The organism is Streptococcus sanguinis, assembly GCF_050222175.1.
Taxonomy (GTDB): Bacteria; Bacillota; Bacilli; order Lactobacillales; family Streptococcaceae; genus Streptococcus; species Streptococcus sanguinis_M.
This window is the reverse complement of the sequence record NZ_CP071420.1, coordinates 426715-443755: the sequence shown is the minus strand read 5'-3', so window position 1 is coordinate 443755 and position 17041 is coordinate 426715. Positions and strand designations below refer to the sequence as shown.

Annotated in this window: 12 protein-coding genes, 2 tRNA genes and 3 rRNA genes; 1 reads left to right on the top strand and 16 read right to left on the bottom strand. The window is 44.2% G+C overall.

Going from position 1 to position 17041, the window contains the following annotated elements:
* Positions 1-17: 17 nt before the first annotated feature.
* From fabG to J1C91_RS02215, 7 genes are all read right to left on the bottom strand, one after another.
* Positions 18-752, bottom strand: coding sequence for a 3-oxoacyl-[acyl-carrier-protein] reductase (gene fabG / locus J1C91_RS02245; protein ID WP_002901179.1), 735 nt, complete (start codon positions 750-752; stop codon positions 18-20).
* A gap of 12 nt (positions 753-764) precedes the next feature.
* Positions 765-1685, bottom strand: a complete 921-nt coding sequence (gene fabD, locus J1C91_RS02240; protein WP_002908894.1) for an ACP S-malonyltransferase — start codon at positions 1683-1685, stop codon at positions 765-767.
* Positions 1678-2652 carry an enoyl-[acyl-carrier-protein] reductase FabK gene (gene fabK / locus J1C91_RS02235; protein WP_002902460.1) on the bottom strand — a complete coding sequence of 325 codons (975 nt, stop codon included), beginning with the start codon at positions 2650-2652 and terminating at the stop codon, positions 1678-1680. Before fabK ends, fabD begins: the two co-directional genes overlap by 8 nt.
* Positions 2653-2787: 135 nt before the next feature.
* The gene (locus tag J1C91_RS02230) at positions 2788-3012 is read right to left on the bottom strand and encodes an acyl carrier protein (RefSeq protein WP_002893611.1); all 225 of its coding nucleotides are present in this window, start codon (positions 3010-3012) and stop codon (positions 2788-2790) included.
* A gap of 55 nt (positions 3013-3067) precedes the next feature.
* A complete protein-coding gene (locus tag J1C91_RS02225) occupies positions 3068-4042 on the bottom strand; it encodes a beta-ketoacyl-ACP synthase III (RefSeq protein ID WP_125439303.1) in 975 nt (324 codons plus the stop codon).
* The gene (locus tag J1C91_RS02220) at positions 4042-4476 is read right to left on the bottom strand and encodes a fatty acid biosynthesis transcriptional regulator FabT (protein WP_002901186.1); all 435 of its coding nucleotides are present in this window, start codon (positions 4474-4476) and stop codon (positions 4042-4044) included. The genes J1C91_RS02225 and J1C91_RS02220 overlap by 1 nt, the downstream gene beginning before the upstream one ends.
* A 141-nt stretch (positions 4477-4617) precedes the next feature.
* A complete protein-coding gene (locus J1C91_RS02215; RefSeq protein ID WP_125439305.1) occupies positions 4618-5409 on the bottom strand; it encodes an enoyl-CoA hydratase in 792 nt (263 codons plus the stop codon).
* 250 nt (positions 5410-5659) lie between these two features.
* On the opposite strand from J1C91_RS02215, the gene J1C91_RS02210 reads away from it, so the two are divergent.
* Entirely contained in the window at positions 5660-7024 is a 1365-nt protein-coding gene (locus tag J1C91_RS02210; protein ID WP_002908888.1) for an aspartate kinase, read from the top strand.
* Positions 7025-7250: 226 nt separating this feature from the next.
* On the opposite strand, the gene J1C91_RS02205 is transcribed toward J1C91_RS02210, so the two are convergent.
* The 9 genes from J1C91_RS02205 to J1C91_RS02165 all read right to left on the bottom strand — a co-directional run bounded on the left by J1C91_RS02205 (position 7251) and on the right by J1C91_RS02165 (position 17013).
* Positions 7251-7324, bottom strand: a tRNA-Asn gene (locus J1C91_RS02205).
* 5 nt (positions 7325-7329) lie between these two features.
* A 5S ribosomal RNA gene (gene rrf, locus J1C91_RS02200) occupies positions 7330-7445 on the bottom strand.
* A 116-nt stretch (positions 7446-7561) separates the two neighbouring features.
* Positions 7562-10461 (bottom strand): 23S ribosomal RNA (locus J1C91_RS02195).
* A gap of 127 nt (positions 10462-10588) precedes the next feature.
* Positions 10589-10661, bottom strand: a tRNA-Ala gene (locus J1C91_RS02190).
* Positions 10662-10725: 64 nt separating this feature from the next.
* A 16S ribosomal RNA gene (locus J1C91_RS02185) occupies positions 10726-12273 on the bottom strand.
* The 16S, 23S and 5S rRNA genes sit together here with 2 tRNA genes alongside, the layout of an rRNA operon.
* A gap of 304 nt (positions 12274-12577) precedes the next feature.
* A complete protein-coding gene (locus tag J1C91_RS02180; protein ID WP_002908887.1) occupies positions 12578-13504 on the bottom strand; it encodes an ATP-binding cassette domain-containing protein in 927 nt (308 codons plus the stop codon).
* Between the two features lie 10 nt (positions 13505-13514).
* The gene (locus J1C91_RS02175; protein ID WP_002908886.1) at positions 13515-14582 is read right to left on the bottom strand and encodes an ABC transporter ATP-binding protein; all 1068 of its coding nucleotides are present in this window, start codon (positions 14580-14582) and stop codon (positions 13515-13517) included.
* An 8-nt stretch (positions 14583-14590) separates the two neighbouring features.
* Positions 14591-15517, bottom strand: coding sequence for an oligopeptide ABC transporter permease OppC (oppC, locus tag J1C91_RS02170; RefSeq protein WP_002908085.1), 927 nt, complete (start codon positions 15515-15517; stop codon positions 14591-14593).
* Entirely contained in the window at positions 15517-17013 is a 1497-nt protein-coding gene (locus J1C91_RS02165; protein WP_002908885.1) for an ABC transporter permease, read from the bottom strand. Before J1C91_RS02165 ends, oppC begins: the two co-directional genes overlap by 1 nt.
* Positions 17014-17041 lie beyond the last annotated feature (28 nt).

The following is a 17041-nucleotide window of genomic DNA, read 5'->3' as shown; positions in this document are numbered from 1 at the left end:
TATTCAAAAATTGTGACTTACTGCATAGTAAAGCCGCCATCAATCGTGATGACTTGACCTGTCAGATATTCTTGACCCGCCAAGAAGAGAGCAACATCTGCTACTTCTTCTGGAGTACCAAAACGCTTCATCGGAATGAGTGCCAGAGACGCTTCCTTGATTTTTTCTGGAAGCACATCTGTCATATCAGATGCGATAAAGCCAGGGGCAATGCAGTTCACACGGATATTGCGCGCTGCCACTTCACGGGCTACTGACTTAGAAAAACCAATCAGACCGGCCTTGGAAGCTGCATAGTTTGCCTGACCGATATTTCCTGCCAAACCAACGACACTCGATAGGTTGATAATAGCACCCTGACGAGCTTTTGTCATCGGTTTCAGGACTGATTGTGTCATATTGAATGTTCCAGTCAAGTTCACTTTCAGCACCTGCTCAAAATCTTCTTCCGTCATTTTCAGCATGAGCTTATCACGTGTAATACCAGCGTTATTGACCAATACATCAACAGACCCCAGAGCCGCAACAGCTTCTTCCACTATCCGCTGAGCATCCGCAGCTTTAGACACATCCCCAATAACAGCTACGACTTTACCAGAATAGCCGGCAAATTCAGCCAAAATATCATCAGAAATCCCGCTTAGTCCGTTTAAGATAACATTAGCTCCGACACTGGCAAATTTATGCGCAATTGCCAGCCCAATCCCACGAGCGGACCCTGTAATTAACACATTCTTGTTTTGTAATTCCATGATGATTCCTCATTATTTTTCTAGAAGAGCATTCAAACTTTCTACATCTTCAACTTGGCGTACATCCGCAGATTTATCAATTTTCTTAATAAAACCAGACAGAACTTTGCCAGGACCGATTTCGATAAATTCAGTCACACCAGCTTCCTGCATCTTAGCAATGCTGTCATAGAAACGCACTGGCTCCATTACCTGACGAGTCAAAAGCTCTTTGACTCTCTCTTTTTCCATCACAGTTGCTTCTGTATTTCCGACTAATGGCCGTACAAAATCTGAAAACTCAACTGTTTCCAAGACTTCTGCCAATCGTTCGCTGGCTGGCCTTAAAAGCGCTGTATGGAAAGGTCCGGATACATTGAGCGGGATTAAGCGCTTGACACCGGCATCTTTCAAAAGCTCCACCGCCTTATCTACTGCCGCCACTTCTCCACCGATAACGATTTGACTAGGCGTATTATAGTTAGCTGGTGAGACTACACCAATAGCGCTTGCTTCCTGACAGACCTCTTCGATGAGAGAAACTTCTGCATTTAAAACTGCGACCATTTTCCCAGAACCTGCTGGAGCTGCCTCTTCCATGAAGCTACCCCGCTTAGCGACCAAGGCCACTGCTGTCTTAAAATCAAGAGCACCAGCAGCTACCAAGGCAGAATATTCTCCAAGTGAGAGACCTGCTACCATATCAGGCTCGATTCCCTTATCAACCAAGAGCCGATAAATAGCTACTGAAGTCGTTAAAATAGCCGGTTGCGTGTAGCGAGTTTGATTGAGCTTTTCTTCATCTTGATCGATCAAAGCTCGGACATCATAACCTAGAACTTGGCTAGCTTCATCAAAAGTTGACCGCACAAGCTCATACTGATCATAAAGCTCACGTCCCATTCCAAGGTACTGCGCTCCCTGACCGGCAAAGAGAAAGGCTCTTTTAGTCATTTCTAGTTACTCCTGCCCAACGTTTTGCTTCCTGCTGAATCTTCTCAGCAGCACCATAGTAGATATCTTTGAGGATCTCTTCGACTGTCTCTTCCTTACTGATTAAACCAGCAATTTGACCAGACATGACGGAACCATTTTCCACATCTCCGCGAACAACCGCATTGGCCAAAGCACCAGCACCCAGATTTTCAAAAACAGTCAAATCTGGATTTTCTTGCTTGAAGGCTTCTTTTTCTGCCTTTTCGAAATCACGCGTCAGCTTATTCTTGATAGCACGAACCGCATGGCCGAAATGCTGGGCAGAGATAGTCGTATCAATATCACGAGCCTTCAAAATCATGTTCTTATAGTTCTGATGGGCATTGGATTCCTTAGCAACGACAAAGCGAGTTCCGACCTGAACGGCCTCCGCTCCCAGCATAAATCCAGCCGCAGCTCCAGCACCATCTGCAATACCACCAGCAGCAATAACCGGGATGCTGACTGCTTCTGCAACCTGACGAACCAAGGACATGGTAGTCAATTTCCCGATGTGGCCACCGGCTTCCATACCTTCTGCAATGACTGCATCCGCACCGATTTTTTCCATCCGCTTAGCCAAGGCCACACTTGGCACAACAGGGATAACTGTAATCCCCGCTTCATGGAAACGAGCCATGTGCTTGCTTGGATTACCTGCACCAGTTGTTACTACTTTTACTCCCTCTTCAATGACGAGATCAACAATATCGTCCGCAAAAGGAGACAGGAGCATGATATTAACACCGAAAGGACGGTCTGTTAAGGACTTAATCTTATCAATATTAGCCTTTACTACTTCCTTAGGTGCATTTCCGCCACCGATGATACCAAGACCACCAGCTTTTGAAACTGCACCAGCCAAATCACCGTCAGCAACCCAGGCCATCCCGCCTTGAAAAATAGGATAATCAATATTCAATAATTCTGTAATACGTGTTTGCATAATACCTTCCTTTTATCATTGCTTAAGTAATAGCTTGATCTCAAACTATCACATACTGGTGTATTTTCTTTACTTTGACAGTCAAACTATTACCTAAACAAGAGAGAATATCTTTCGATACTCTCAGTTACTTGCTTATTTAGTTTTTTCTTCTACATAAGCAACCAAATCACCAACTGTGTTCAAACCTTCTTCAGTTTCGATTTGGATGTCAAATGCATCTTCAATTTCTGAAATCACTTGGAACAAGTCCAATGAATCTGCTTCAAGATCATCGAAAGTTGACTCAAGAGTAACTTCTGATGGCTCTTTGCCAAGTTCTTCAACGATAATTTCTTGTACTTTTTCAAATACTGCCATGGATAGACTCCTTTAAAAATAAAATATTTTTTATCATGTGTTTCCACTTGATTAACTAAATTGTAACAATAAGCGTGCCCCATGTCAAACCCCCACCAAAACCTGACATCAAAATTGTCTGATTTCCGTTCAGTTTGATCAGTCCTTGCTCCACACACTCAGATAATAAAATCGGGATGCTAGCTGCACTAGTATTACCATATTCCATCATATTGGCTGGAAGCTTCTCCCGCGCAACACCAAGCTTCTTAGCCATTTTATCCAAAATACGGATATTGGCCTGATGCAACAACAGAAAATCCAAATCTTCCGCTAAAAGCTGACTGCTTTCAATGGTTTCTTTGATAGAACGAGCAACATCACGAATAGCAAAATCAAAAATAGCTCGACCGTCCATTGTCAGATAAGGCTGATTCTCACCCTTTTCAGAAAAAGGTGAAGACAAACCAATTTTTCCGCAGGTCAGACTATCTCCGCGAGATCCGTCCGTAAACTGACTTTCTGCCAAAAAATGCTGTTCTGAAGCACTTTCCAACAGGACACCGCCAGCGCCATCTCCAAAGAGAACAGCCGTTGAACGATCCGACCAATCTACAGTCTTAGAGAGCGTCTCACTTCCTATAACCAGACCTTTTTGATAACGACCTGAAGAAATTAATTTTTCTCCAGTCGATAAGGCGAAGATAAAGCCACTGCAGGCCGCCGTCAAATCAAAGGCAAATGCATTCTTAGCACCAATATTGGCCTGTACTCTCGCAGCCGTTGAAGGCATTAAAGAATCCGGCGTAATGGTGGCAACAATGATAAAGTCTAGGTCTTGAGCAGAAATCCCTGACTTTTGCAGCAAATTCTCTGCTACTTTTGTAGCTAAATCACTGGTCGTTTCATCTGACGATAAATGGCGGTTTTTAATCCCAGTTCGACTTGAAATCCACTCATCACTGGTATCCATAATCTCGGCTAGATCATCATTGCTGACAACCTGACGGGGAGCATAATGAGCCACCTGGCTAATCTTAGCATAGTTCATTATTTCAAATCCTCTAGGAAACTATATAAATTTTGCAGGCCCTTTTGCATCACTTGTCTCTCTTCTGGACTCATCCCATCCACCACCTGCATGACCATGCGGTTGTGGAATCGCTTGTGAAGACGATACAAAAGCCGCCCATTCTTTGTCAAATTCAGATGTACCACACGACGGTCAACTTCCGACCGACGCCGCTCAATATACCCCTTACGTTCCAGATTATTCAAACTAGTTGTAACAGTTCCCAAAGTAACCATCAATTCTCGTGATATATCACTTGGAGTAGCATTTGGGGTTGTGCCGATGACATCAATCGTATGCATTTCCTTAATGGAGACGTCGTTGAAGCGACTGCTTCTTAGGCTCGATTCTTCAATAACCAAGACATTATTGAAAATAGACGTTAAGTAATCATTTACTAACTGAAAATTCAAAACCAACCCTCCTTAAGAAAATACTTTGACAATCAAATTTTATCAGATAGAAAAGTAATTTGCAAGCTTTTTTGAAAATTAATTTGATTTTCAAATATTTTCGTAAACAACTTGCAAAATAAGCAACCTTGAACCAATACATTATTTACCTGCGAAGTTTGGACGACGCTTCTCAGAGTATGCCCGAACTCCCTCTTTGAAATCTTCTGTGAAAGCCAGCGATTTCTGAAGCTCCAATTCTAGCTCAGCATACTCAGACCAGCCGCTGAACAAACTCTTCCAGACCATTTCTTTCATGGCTCTGTAAGAATTCAGAGAACCGCGTTTGAGCTTCTTCAGCAACTGTTCCGTTGCTTTTTCCAATTTCTCTGCTTCACAGACTTTATAAAGCAAGCCATAATCCAGAGCTTTCTCTGCAGTCAGAGCTTCCCCAGTCATAACCAGATGGGTCGCCCTAGTCACCCCGATAGCACGAGTCAGTAAGTAAAGACCGCCAGCATCTGGCGCCAGACCAACCCCAACAAAGGCCTGAATGAAACGGGATTTTTCAGTGGCAATGCAGAAATCTGCTGCAACGACCATATTAGCAGCTGCACCAGCAACAGGGCCATCAACACTCATGATAACCGGCTTAGGCAAACGCTTCATAGCAAAGGAAATATCATTCACCAGTTCCGCGATTTTCACCAAGGATTGGACATCATCATCACTGACAGCTCTCTGCATCTCAGCCAAATCCCCACCCACTGAAAAAACCTTGCCATTAGCATTGATAACTAAAAATTTGACGGACTCATCCTTAGCAGCAAGTTCAATAGCCTCTAAAATTTCCTCGCACATAGGAATATTAAAGCCATTTGAAACTTCAGGGCGATTAAAAGTAATCGTTGCTACCTCATCTGCTACGTGATAGAGAATTCCATTAAATGTCATTTCAGCTCCATTCCCGACCCGATTTCAAATCAGCCGTTTTGTTTTATTCTTAAATAATTTGATATTCAAATTATACACAACTTATATTTTATCATAAAATATAAAATAAAGGAAATAAAAAATGGGAAAAATTAGATGGTCTTCAAATTTAAAGTGTAAAAGCAATATTATGGATAAAAATAGTATAAAAACAGCGTTTGAATAATTTTCAGAATTTTGTTATAATTTTTAAAATAAGATAGGAGAACCTATGAAAGTTGTAAAATTTGGCGGAAGTTCACTGGCTTCTGCGACTCAATTAGAAAAAGTTTTGAACATTGTCAAATCTGATCCTGAACGTCGGTTTGTTGTAGTATCAGCGCCAGGAAAACGCCATGATGACGATATCAAAGTAACCGATGCTCTGATTAAATATTACCGAGAGTATATAGCAGGAAATGATGTCACATCAAACCAACAGTGGATTATCAATCGCTATGCAGATATGGTGGCAGAACTTGGTTTGAAACCAAAAGTTCTGGAGAAAATTTCCAAAAGCATCACAAGCCTTGCAACCTTGCCAATTGAAGATAACGCATTTCTTTATGATACTTTTCTTGCTGCAGGAGAAAACAACAACGCCAAATTAATTGCAGCTTATTTCAGTCAAAATGGCGTTCCAGCTAGCTACGTACATCCAAGAGAAGCAGGACTCGTCGTTTCCAGTGAACCTGGCAATGCAAGAATTCTTCCTTCCAGCTATGATAAAATTGAAGAACTTAATAATTCTGATGAAGTTCTAGTTATCCCTGGTTTCTTTGGTGTTACACAAGATGGCCAAATCTGTACTTTCTCCCGTGGTGGTTCTGATATTACAGGTTCTATCATTGCTGCGGGTGTCAAAGCAGACATTTATGAAAACTTTACTGATGTTGATGGCATCTTTGCTGCCCATCCCGGCATTGTCCACAAACCGCATTCCATTCCCGAGCTAACCTATCGTGAAATGCGTGAATTGGCCTACGCTGGCTTTACTGTTCTCCATGACGAGGCTCTGCTTCCAGCATACCGCGGCAAAATTCCTTTAGTTATTAAAAATACTAATAATCCTGAACATCCTGGAACTCAAATTGTTCATAAACACAGTAAGGACCACCTCCCGGTCGTTGGAATTGCTGGAGATGCAGGATTTGTCAGCATTAACATGTCCAAGTACCTGATGAATAGAGAAATCGGCTTTGGTAGACGCGTCCTTCAAATTCTCGAAGACCTGAATATTGGTTGGGAGCACATGCCTACAGGAATTGATGACCTTTCCATTATCTTGCGCGAGCGCGAATTAACTCCTATCAAAGAGGAAGAGATCCTTCGCCAGCTTGTTCAAAAAGCAGAGGTTGATCATGCAGAAATTGAACACGACCTTTCCATTATCATGATTGTCGGCGAAAAAATGAAAAGTCATATTGGTGTAACTGCCACTGCAACCAAAGCTCTTTCAGAAAATAACATCAATATTCAAATGATGTCCCAAGGCTCAAGCGAAGTATCCATCATGTTTGTTGTTGAAAAAAATCAGGAAAAAGCTGCCATTCGTGCACTTTACCGAGCTTTCTTTGAACCCCAAACTCTGGAGTAAGACCAGACCTAGAAACCATTTTTATCAAACAAACTCTAAAAAAGCAGAAACTAGTCTCAGGCTAACTTCTGCTTTTTTTGATTCAACTATAAAGAATAAAAAGATAAAATTCAGAATACACTAAGTACTGATAAAAGTTTCATAGCTCATCAATAAGACTATAAAATACCTTGTCTCCAGTATATCCTATCACTAAAAATAAAAAGAGGTAAAAACCTCTTTGAAACTCCGCCAGTAGGACTCGAACCTACGACATCATGATTAACAGTCATGCGCTACTACCAACTGAGCTATGGCGGATAACTGCTAAGCGACTACCATATCTCACAGGGGGCAACCCCCAACTACTTCCGGCGTTCTAGGGCTTAACTGCTGTGTTCGGCATGGGTACAGGTGTATCTCCTAGGCTATCGTCACTTAACTATTGAATTAACTGTCCTGTCCTCTCAGACAAGCCTTGTCAACTCAAAATTGAATACAATATCAAATCTAACATTTCTCTAAACCATTCGCTGCACTCTGATGAAGCTCTTATTCTAGGATAAGTCCTCGAGCGATTAGTATTAGTCCGCTCCATGTGTCACCACACTTCCACTCCTAACCTATCAACCTGATCTTCTCTCAGGGCTCTTACTAACTTGCGTTATGGGAAATCTCATCTTGAGGTGGGTTTCACACTTAGATGCTTTCAGCGTTTATCCCTTCCCTACATAGCTACCCAGCGATGCTCTTGGCAGAACAACTGGTACACCAGCGGTAAGTCCACTCTGGTCCTCTCGTACTAGGAGCAGATCCTCTCAAATTTCCTACGCCCGCGACGGATAGGGACCGAACTGTCTCACGACGTTCTGAACCCAGCTCGCGTGCCGCTTTAATGGGCGAACAGCCCAACCCTTGGGACCGACTACAGCCCCAGGATGCGACGAGCCGACATCGAGGTGCCAAACCTCCCCGTCGATGTGAACTCTTGGGGGAGATAAGCCTGTTATCCCCAGGGTAGCTTTTATCCGTTGAGCGATGGCCCTTCCATACGGAACCACCGGATCACTAAGCCCGACTTTCGTCCCTGCTCGAGTTGTAGCTCTCGCAGTCAAGCTCCCTTATACCTTTACACTCTGCGACTGATTTCCAACCAGTCTGAGGGAACCTTTGGGCGCCTCCGTTACCTTTTAGGAGGCGACCGCCCCAGTCAAACTGCCCGTCAGACACTGTCTCCGTAGATGATTAACCTACCGGGTTAGAGTGGCCATAACACAAGGGTAGTATCCCAACAACGCCTCCATCGAAACTGGCGTCCCGATTTCATAGGCTCCTACCTATCCTGTACATGTGGCACAGACACTCAATATCAAACTGCAGTAAAGCTCCATGGGGTCTTTCCGTCCTGTCGCGGGTAACCTGCATCTTCACAGGTACTAAAATTTCACCGAGTCTCTCGTTGAGACAGTGCCCAAATCATTACGCCTTTCGTGCGGGTCGGAACTTACCCGACAAGGAATTTCGCTACCTTAGGACCGTTATAGTTACGGCCGCCGTTTACTGGGGCTTCAATTCATACCTTCGCGTTACCGCTAAGCACTCCTCTTAACCTTCCAGCACCGGGCAGGCGTCACCCCCTATACATCATCTTACGATTTAGCAGAGAGCTGTGTTTTTGATAAACAGTTGCTTGGGCCTATTCACTGCGGCTGACCAAAGTCAGCACCCCTTCTCCCGAAGTTACGGGGTCATTTTGCCGAGTTCCTTAACGAGAGTTCTCTCGCTCACCTGAGGCTACTCGCCTCGACTACCTGTGTCGGTTTGCGGTACGGGTAGAGTATGATACAACGCTAGAAGCTTTTCTTGGCAGTGTGACATCACTCACTCGCTACTAAACTTCGCTCCCCATCACAGCTCAACGTTAGAGGTATAAGCATTTGACTCATACCACGCCTCACTGCTTAGACGTACATCCAATCGTACGCACGAGTTAGCCTACTGCGTCCCTCCATCACTTCATACTCTAGTACAGGAATCTCAACCTGTTGGCCATCGGATACACCTTTCGGTCTCTCCTTAGGTCCCGACTAACCCAGGGCGGACGAGCCTTCCCCTGGAAACCTTAGTCTTACGGTGGACAGGATTCTCACCTGTCTTGCGCTACTCATACCGGCATTCTCACTTCTATGCGTTCCAGCGCTCCTCACGGTACACCTTCTCCACACATAGAACGCTCTCCTACCATACCTATAAAAGGTATCCACAGCTTCGGTAAATTGTTTTAGCCCCGGTACATTTTCGGCGCAGGGTCACTCGACTAGTGAGCTATTACGCACTCTTTGAATGAATAGCTGCTTCTAAGCTAACATCCTAGTTGTCTGTGCAACCCCACATCCTTTTCCACTTAACAATTATTTTGGGACCTTAGCTGGTGGTCTGGGCTGTTTCCCTTTCGACTACGGATCTTAGCACTCGCAGTCTGACTGCCGACCATAATTCATTGGCATTCGGAGTTTATCTGAGATTGGTAATCCGGGATGGACCCCTCACCCAAACAGTGCTCTACCTCCAAGAATCTTCATGTCGACGCTAGCCCTAAAGCTATTTCGGAGAGAACCAGCTATCTCCAAGTTCGTTTGGAATTTCTCCGCTACCCACAAGTCATCCAAGCACTTTTCAACGTGCCCTGGTTCGGTCCTCCAGTGCGTTTTACCGCACCTTCAACCTGCTCATGGGTAGGTCACATGGTTTCGGGTCTACATCATGATACTAAAGCGCCCTATTCAGACTCGGTTTCCCTACGGCTCCGTCTCTTCAACTTAACCTCGCATCATAACGTAACTCGCCGGTTCATTCTACAAAAGGCACGCTCTCACCCATGAACGGGCTCGAACTTGTTGTAGGCACACGGTTTCAGGTTCTATTTCACTCCCCTCCCGGGGTGCTTTTCACCTTTCCCTCACGGTACTGGTTCACTATCGGTCACTAGGGAGTATTTAGGGTTGGGAGATGGTCCTCCCAGATTCCGACGGGATTTCACGTGTCCCGCCGTACTCAGGATACTGCTAGGTACAGAATCTATTTAAAATACGAGGCTCTTACTCTCTTTGGCTGACTTTCCCAAGTCATTCTTCTATAAATTCTGAGTCCACATTGCAGTCCTACAACCCCGAAGAGTAAACTCTTCGGTTTGCCCTTCTGCCTCTTCGCTCGCCGCTACTAAGGCAATCGCTTTTGCTTTCTCTTCCTGCAGCTACTTAGATGTTTCAGTTCACTGCGTCTTCCTCCTCATTCCCTTAACAGAAATGGGTAACAGGCATCAACCTGTTGGGTTCCCCCATTCGGACACCCCCGGATCGAAGCTTACTTACAGCTCCCCGAGGCATTTCGTCGTTTGTCACGTCCTTCTTCGGCTCCTAGTGCCAAGGCATCCACCGTGCGCCCTTACTAACTTAACCTTATTTTTGACCTTTCAGTCTTAAACTCATTAATTTTCACAGCGTTTTCGGTTTATTTTCTTGTTACTATTTGATATCGGTATTCAATTTTCAATGGACAAGTTCTTTATCTAGTCAAACTAGATAATGGAGCCTAGCGGGATCGAACCGCTGACCTCCTGCGTGCAAAGCAGGCGCTCTCCCAGCTGAGCTAAGGCCCCACATAGCCCTCTCAAAACTAAACAAGACTCAAGTGCATTCCGTGTGTCCTTACGGACTCCTTAGAAAGGAGGTGATCCAGCCGCACCTTCCGATACGGCTACCTTGTTACGACTTCACCCCAATCATCTATCCCACCTTAGGCGGCTGGCTCCTTGCGGTTACCTCACCGACTTCGGGTGTTACAAACTCTCGTGGTGTGACGGGCGGTGTGTACAAGGCCCGGGAACGTATTCACCGCGGCGTGCTGATCCGCGATTACTAGCGATTCCGACTTCATGTAGGCGAGTTGCAGCCTACAATCCGAACTGAGACTGGCTTTCAGAGATTAGCTTGCCGTCACCGGCTTGCGACTCGTTGTACCAGCCATTGTAGCACGTGTGTAGCCCAGGTCATAAGGGGCATGATGATTTGACGTCATCCCCACCTTCCTCCGGTTTATTACCGGCAGTCTCGCTAGAGTGCCCAACTCAATGATGGCAACTAACAATAGGGGTTGCGCTCGTTGCGGGACTTAACCCAACATCTCACGACACGAGCTGACGACAACCATGCACCACCTGTCACCTCTGTCCCGAAGGAAAACTCTATCTCTAGAGCGGTCAGAGGGATGTCAAGACCTGGTAAGGTTCTTCGCGTTGCTTCGAATTAAACCACATGCTCCACCGCTTGTGCGGGCCCCCGTCAATTCCTTTGAGTTTCAACCTTGCGGTCGTACTCCCCAGGCGGAGTGCTTAATGCGTTAGCTGCGGCACTAAGCCCCGGAAAGGGCCTAACACCTAGCACTCATCGTTTACGGCGTGGACTACCAGGGTATCTAATCCTGTTTGCTCCCCACGCTTTCGAGCCTCAGCGTCAGTTACAGACCAGAGAGCCGCTTTCGCCACCGGTGTTCCTCCATATATCTACGCATTTCACCGCTACACATGGAATTCCACTCTCCCCTTCTGCACTCAAGTTAAACAGTTTCCAAAGCATACTATGGTTAAGCCACAGCCTTTAACTTCAGACTTATCTAACCGCCTGCGCTCGCTTTACGCCCAATAAATCCGGACAACGCTCGGGACCTACGTATTACCGCGGCTGCTGGCACGTAGTTAGCCGTCCCTTTCTGGTAAGATACCGTCACAGTGTGAACTTTCCACTCTCACACCCGTTCTTCTCTTACAACAGAGCTTTACGATCCGAAAACCTTCTTCACTCACGCGGCGTTGCTCGGTCAGGGTTCCCCCCATTGCCGAAGATTCCCTACTGCTGCCTCCCGTAGGAGTCTGGGCCGTGTCTCAGTCCCAGTGTGGCCGATCACCCTCTCAGGTCGGCTATGTATCGTCGCCTTGGTGAGCCGTTACCTCACCAACTAGCTAATACAACGCAGGTCCATCTGGTAGTGATGCAATTGCATCTTTCAATTAATTATCATGCGATAAGCAATTTCATGCGGTATTAGCTATCGTTTCCAATAGTTATCCCCCGCTACCAGGCAGGTTACCTACGCGTTACTCACCCGTTCGCAACTCATCCAAGAAGAGCAAGCTCCTCTCTTCAGCGTTCTACTTGCATGTATTAGGCACGCCGCCAGCGTTCGTCCTGAGCCAGGATCAAACTCTCATTAAAAAGTTTGAGTTCGCACTCATTACTGTCCACTGACAGATTTATTTTCTCGTTTTTTGACAGGTTACATATCTCTATGTCACCCTGCACTTGGTTCGTCTTGTTCAGTTTTCAAAGGGCTTTGTCTTTCGCGACAACTATATTAGTATATCACCTATACCCACCAACTGTCAATACCTTTTTTGAAAAAAATTAAAAAATTATTATTTTTAAATTGGTGAATAGTTTTACATACCTTTGAGGATGGTAAATTGACCTACATTCTATCTTTTTAAAGGCGTAAAAAATGCCCTTTCGGACATTTTTTCTATTCTTGTTCTTGTTTATACTTTTCGAGTTCAGCTTTATTAGCCCAGACATAGTGTCCCGGACGAATCTCTGCCATTTCTGGTTTATCAACTGAATAATCGTGCTGTTCAGGATCATAGACCTTCAACACTTTTTTACGCTCCAAGATTGGGTCTGGAATTGGAACAGCTGAGAGCAGGGATTGTGTATAAGGGTGGACAGGATGGTTGAACAATTCCTCTGTCTCTGCCACTTCTACAATGACACCTTTGTAAATCACGGCGATACGATCAGAAATAAAACGAACTACCGAAAGGTCATGGGCAATAAAGAGATATGTCAAGCCTAATTCTTTTTGAAATTTTTTCAAAAGATTCAAAACTTGAGCCCGAACAGATACGTCCAAGGCAGAAATCGGCTCATCTGCAATTACGAAGTCTGGTTGCATGACCAGAGCACGAGCAATCCCAATCCGCTGACGCTGTCCACCAGAGAATTCGTGAGGATAGCGAGTTAAATGCTCAGCTAACAAGCCAACTTCATTGATGATATCTTTGACTTTTCTTTGACGTTCTTCTTCGCTATCAAACAAATGGTAATTATAGAGACCCTCAGATATGATATAGTCAACCGTTGCACGTTCATTCAGACTGGCAGCCGGGTCTTGGAAAATCATCTGAATCTTGCGAATCAAGTCCGCTTCTTCTGCTTTTGACTTTTTACCATTAATCTTTTTGCCTTCATAGAAGATATCACCTGCACTGGTATCATTAAGGCCAATAATAGCTCGACCAATAGTAGTCTTACCAGAGCCTGACTCTCCTACAAGAGAGAAAGTTTCTCCCTTATTGATGAAGAAATTTGCATTTTTAACTGCCACAAATTTCTTACTTCCTTCGCCGAAGGAAATTTCTAAATCTTTAATTTCAACTAATTTTTCAGTCATTTCCTTCCTCCTAAGCTTCTAATTGATTGAAGCCCATTTTTGAACGAATTTTTTCATGCAGGTTTTCGATAATCTCTGGTTTATCAACCTTAGGCGCATCTTCGTGCAGCAACCATGTCTTAGCCCAATGAGTATCTGACACATTGAAAGCCGGTGCTTCTTCTTCAAAGTCAATTGACATGGCATAGTCAGAACGCAAAGCAAAGGCATCCCCTTTGATTGGTGAATAAAGTGACGGTGGAGTACCAGGAATCGAGTAGAGCGCACCATTCGCATCTGCCAACTGAGGTAAACTGGATAGCAAACTCCATGTATAAGGATGTTTTGGCTCGTAGAAGATTTCTTCAACTGTACCGTATTCTACAATTTCACCGGCATACATGACCGCAACCTTATCTGCAATACTAGCCACAACACCAAGGTCGTGCGTAATAAAGATGGTTGTGAAATGATATTCTTGCTGCAAGGATTTGAGCAAGTCAATGATCTGCGCTTGAATCGTTACATCAAGGGCCGTTGTCGGCTCATCACAGATAAGAATATCAGGACGGCAAGCCAAAGCAATAGCAATAACAATCCGCTGACGCATACCACCCGAGTATTGGAAAGGATATTCTTCGAAACGTTTTTCCGCATCTGGAATCCCGACCTTACTCATATAGTCAATGGCCATTTTTTTAGCTTCTTTGGCTGATTTTCCTTGGTGCTTGATAATGACCTCTGTAATCTGGCTCCCAATCGTATTAATGGGATCCAAGCTCGTCATCGGATCTTGGAAGATAGTCGCAATTTTTGCACCGCGAATCGGCTCCCAATCCTTATTATTACGAAGAGTTGTCAAATCTTTTCCGCGATAGTCAATAGTTCCTTTAGCTACACGGCCATTTTCTTCTAACATACCAGTAAAGGTCTTTGTTAATACAGACTTTCCTGAGCCTGATTCACCAACAATAGCCAGCACTTCGCCTTCAATCAAGTCCAGAGAGACTCCACGAATGGCGGTTAAGACACGATCGCGAACATCGAATTCCACGACAATATCGCGAGCAGTCAATATTACATTTTCATTCTTTGTCATATTTACTCCTATCTATGTGTACGTGGATCGCTGGCGTCAGCTAAGTTTTGACCAACTACGAAGAAGGTAAGAGATACCAAAATCAGAGTTGTGAGTGGAATCCAAAAGAGGTAGGCATTCGTCGTCACATTTTGAGAATAATCTGAAATCAGGCGTCCCAAACTTGGCACTGTTACAGGAAGACCTAATCCAAAGAAGGACAGAAAGGCTTCGTAAGAGATAAAGCTTGGCAACATCTGTGAAGTGGTAGTCACGATAACAGATACCAACTGCGGCATAATGTTCTTCGTAACAATCTTGAGAGTCGGTGTACCAAGAGTACGAGAGGCAAGGTTGTATTCCAAATCCCGATAGCGCATAATCTGCACACGGATAGTGTAGGCAATACCGACCCAACCAGTAATCGTCATGGCAAAAATAAGATTCCAGAAACCAGCACCGATAGAGTAGGTCAAGACAATGACAATCAAGAGGGCTGGGATATTTGAAATGATATTGTAGATTTCCATCATGACACGGTCAACTGTTTTGGAAATTCCCCAGATACCGCCAATGATAACTCCGATAGCCAGATTAATAACCGTCGCAATAATCGAAATAAGAATAGAGTTACGGGCACCAAACCAAACACCGTCAAAGAGAGACTTACCATTACTATCCGTTCCAAACCAGTATTGACCACTTGGCTTGATATAACGCATGCTAAAATCATTTACCTTGCTCACGTCATTAAAGTCGAAGTTTGAAAACATAGGATAAATGAAACTCATAAGAATAATGGCAATCAGAATCCCCAGCATGGTAATGGTTGATTTCTTTTTCAGAAATTGACGCATGACTGACTTCCAGTAAGAATAGGCTGGAGCATCAATCGTTTCAGAGGCAAAATCGTCACGTTTGACAAATTGGAATTTGCTTTTATCAATTGTAGCCATTATTTACCTCCTTTTGATGTTAACTTGATACGTGGGTCCAGTACTGTCATCAGAATGTCACCCAATAAGAGGGCAAAGATAGACAGACATGTGAAGATGAATACAAGACCAACAACCATAGAGTTATTGGATGCCTTAACGGAATCAATCAGCATCTTACCCATACCAGGAAAGGCAAAGACAGTTTCTGTCAGAGTCGCACCTGCAATAACACCAACGATAGAAGCTGGGATACTAGATACCAGCGGCACCATAGCGTTTTTAAAGATGTGCTTGTTAGAAATTTCTTTTTCAGAGAGACCCTTAGCACGTGCAAAGCGGACAAAGTCCTGAGACTGCAGGTCAATCATATAACGACGAATCCAAACAGCTGTCCAAGGAGCACTCAAAAGCCCTAAAATAACAGCTGGAAGGACATAAGAACGCCAATCTCCTGCTCCCAAGATTGGGAAGGAGTCTGGAAGACCAACAGCAGACCCCGCCAAACGAACGATGTAGACCAAGGCGATGGTTGGCAGTGACATCATAAAGGTCAAGCCCGCTGTAGAAATGCTATCAAACCATGTGTTTTTGAGTCGAGCCATGTAGGATCCGAGTGGAATAGCAATCAGATAAGACAGAGCCACACCAATCAAACCGATAATGGCTGAGCTGGTAATCATGGATGGATTTTGATAGTTGCTTTGAGTCGCCGTATAGGCATCTCCCTTACCAAACTTAGCAATGTCCTGTGAATCGGCTTTGCTTGGCGTCTTGTAAGTACGAGAATAAATATTAACAGACGATGTCTTTTTACCTGTTGGGAATTGAACTTCAGAAGACTTAGTTTGCCCTTGTCCCTGTGTAATAACCTGCAGAACAGGGATATTAGCATAGGTTGGATAAGAATTACCTAAATTAAAGGTAATAAAGTTCTGGTGGACAAATGGGAACTGACCATTAAAGTACAGCAGATACTTATGCTTGGTACCAGAACCCACAAGAGACCAGCCAACAGAAGGATCATTTTCAAACCGGATATAACGCTCTAGGTTTGGATTTTCCTCATCTTGAATAACATTTGGATGGTCAATTTGAATCAAATTAGCATAGAACTCAAAGACACGCTCATAAACAGGCACTTCACGTACAGCATAGAACTCACCACTTAGTGGGAATTTCTGCAATTTCCAGCCATTGCCAAGTTTATTAATATACTTCTGATAAATCTTCTTGTTTGCTTCTGTAGCTTCTGTTGTAACAGAGGAATCTTCCTTGCTGGCCTTCTCCTGCAGTTCCTTAGTATCATAATAGTCAATGTAACCCATCCGCTCAAAGATGGTGTTTTCATAGTTAGTCTTTTTATCTTTATTTGTCGCTATCTTATTATAGTTAGGATCCTGCTTGAAAATCAACCTTCTTGGCACCATAGTATAGATAATGGCATAAGTCAGGGTCGTCACCAAGAAAATCGACACAATTGAGCGTAAGATACGCATAAAAATATATTTTTTCATTTATCGTTTCCTTTAAATTCCAAAAGAA

What these genes read in the sequence shown, in the direction of transcription:
- J1C91_RS02180 (WP_002908887.1), bottom strand. Translation starts at nt 13,504, where the DNA reads ATGACTGAAAAATTAGTTGAAATTAAAGATTTAGAAATTTCCTTCGGC.
- fabG (WP_002901179.1), bottom strand. Translation starts at nt 752, where the DNA reads ATGGAATTACAAAACAAGAATGTGTTAATTACAGGGTCCGCTCGTGGG.
- J1C91_RS02215 (WP_125439305.1), bottom strand. Translation starts at nt 5,409, where the DNA reads ATGACATTTAATGGAATTCTCTATCACGTAGCAGATGAGGTAGCAACG.
- fabK (WP_002902460.1), bottom strand. Translation starts at nt 2,652, where the DNA reads ATGCAAACACGTATTACAGAATTATTGAATATTGATTATCCTATTTTT.
- J1C91_RS02210 (WP_002908888.1), top strand. Translation starts at nt 5,660, where the DNA reads ATGAAAGTTGTAAAATTTGGCGGAAGTTCACTGGCTTCTGCGACTCAA.
- J1C91_RS02175 (WP_002908886.1), bottom strand. Translation starts at nt 14,582, where the DNA reads ATGACAAAGAATGAAAATGTAATATTGACTGCTCGCGATATTGTCGTG.
- oppC (WP_002908085.1), bottom strand. Translation starts at nt 15,517, where the DNA reads ATGGCTACAATTGATAAAAGCAAATTCCAATTTGTCAAACGTGACGAT.
- fabD (WP_002908894.1), bottom strand. Translation starts at nt 1,685, where the DNA reads ATGACTAAAAGAGCCTTTCTCTTTGCCGGTCAGGGAGCGCAGTACCTT.
- J1C91_RS02225 (WP_125439303.1), bottom strand. Translation starts at nt 4,042, where the DNA reads ATGAACTATGCTAAGATTAGCCAGGTGGCTCATTATGCTCCCCGTCAG.
- J1C91_RS02230 (WP_002893611.1), bottom strand. Translation starts at nt 3,012, where the DNA reads ATGGCAGTATTTGAAAAAGTACAAGAAATTATCGTTGAAGAACTTGGC.
- J1C91_RS02165 (WP_002908885.1), bottom strand. Translation starts at nt 17,013, where the DNA reads ATGAAAAAATATATTTTTATGCGTATCTTACGCTCAATTGTGTCGATT.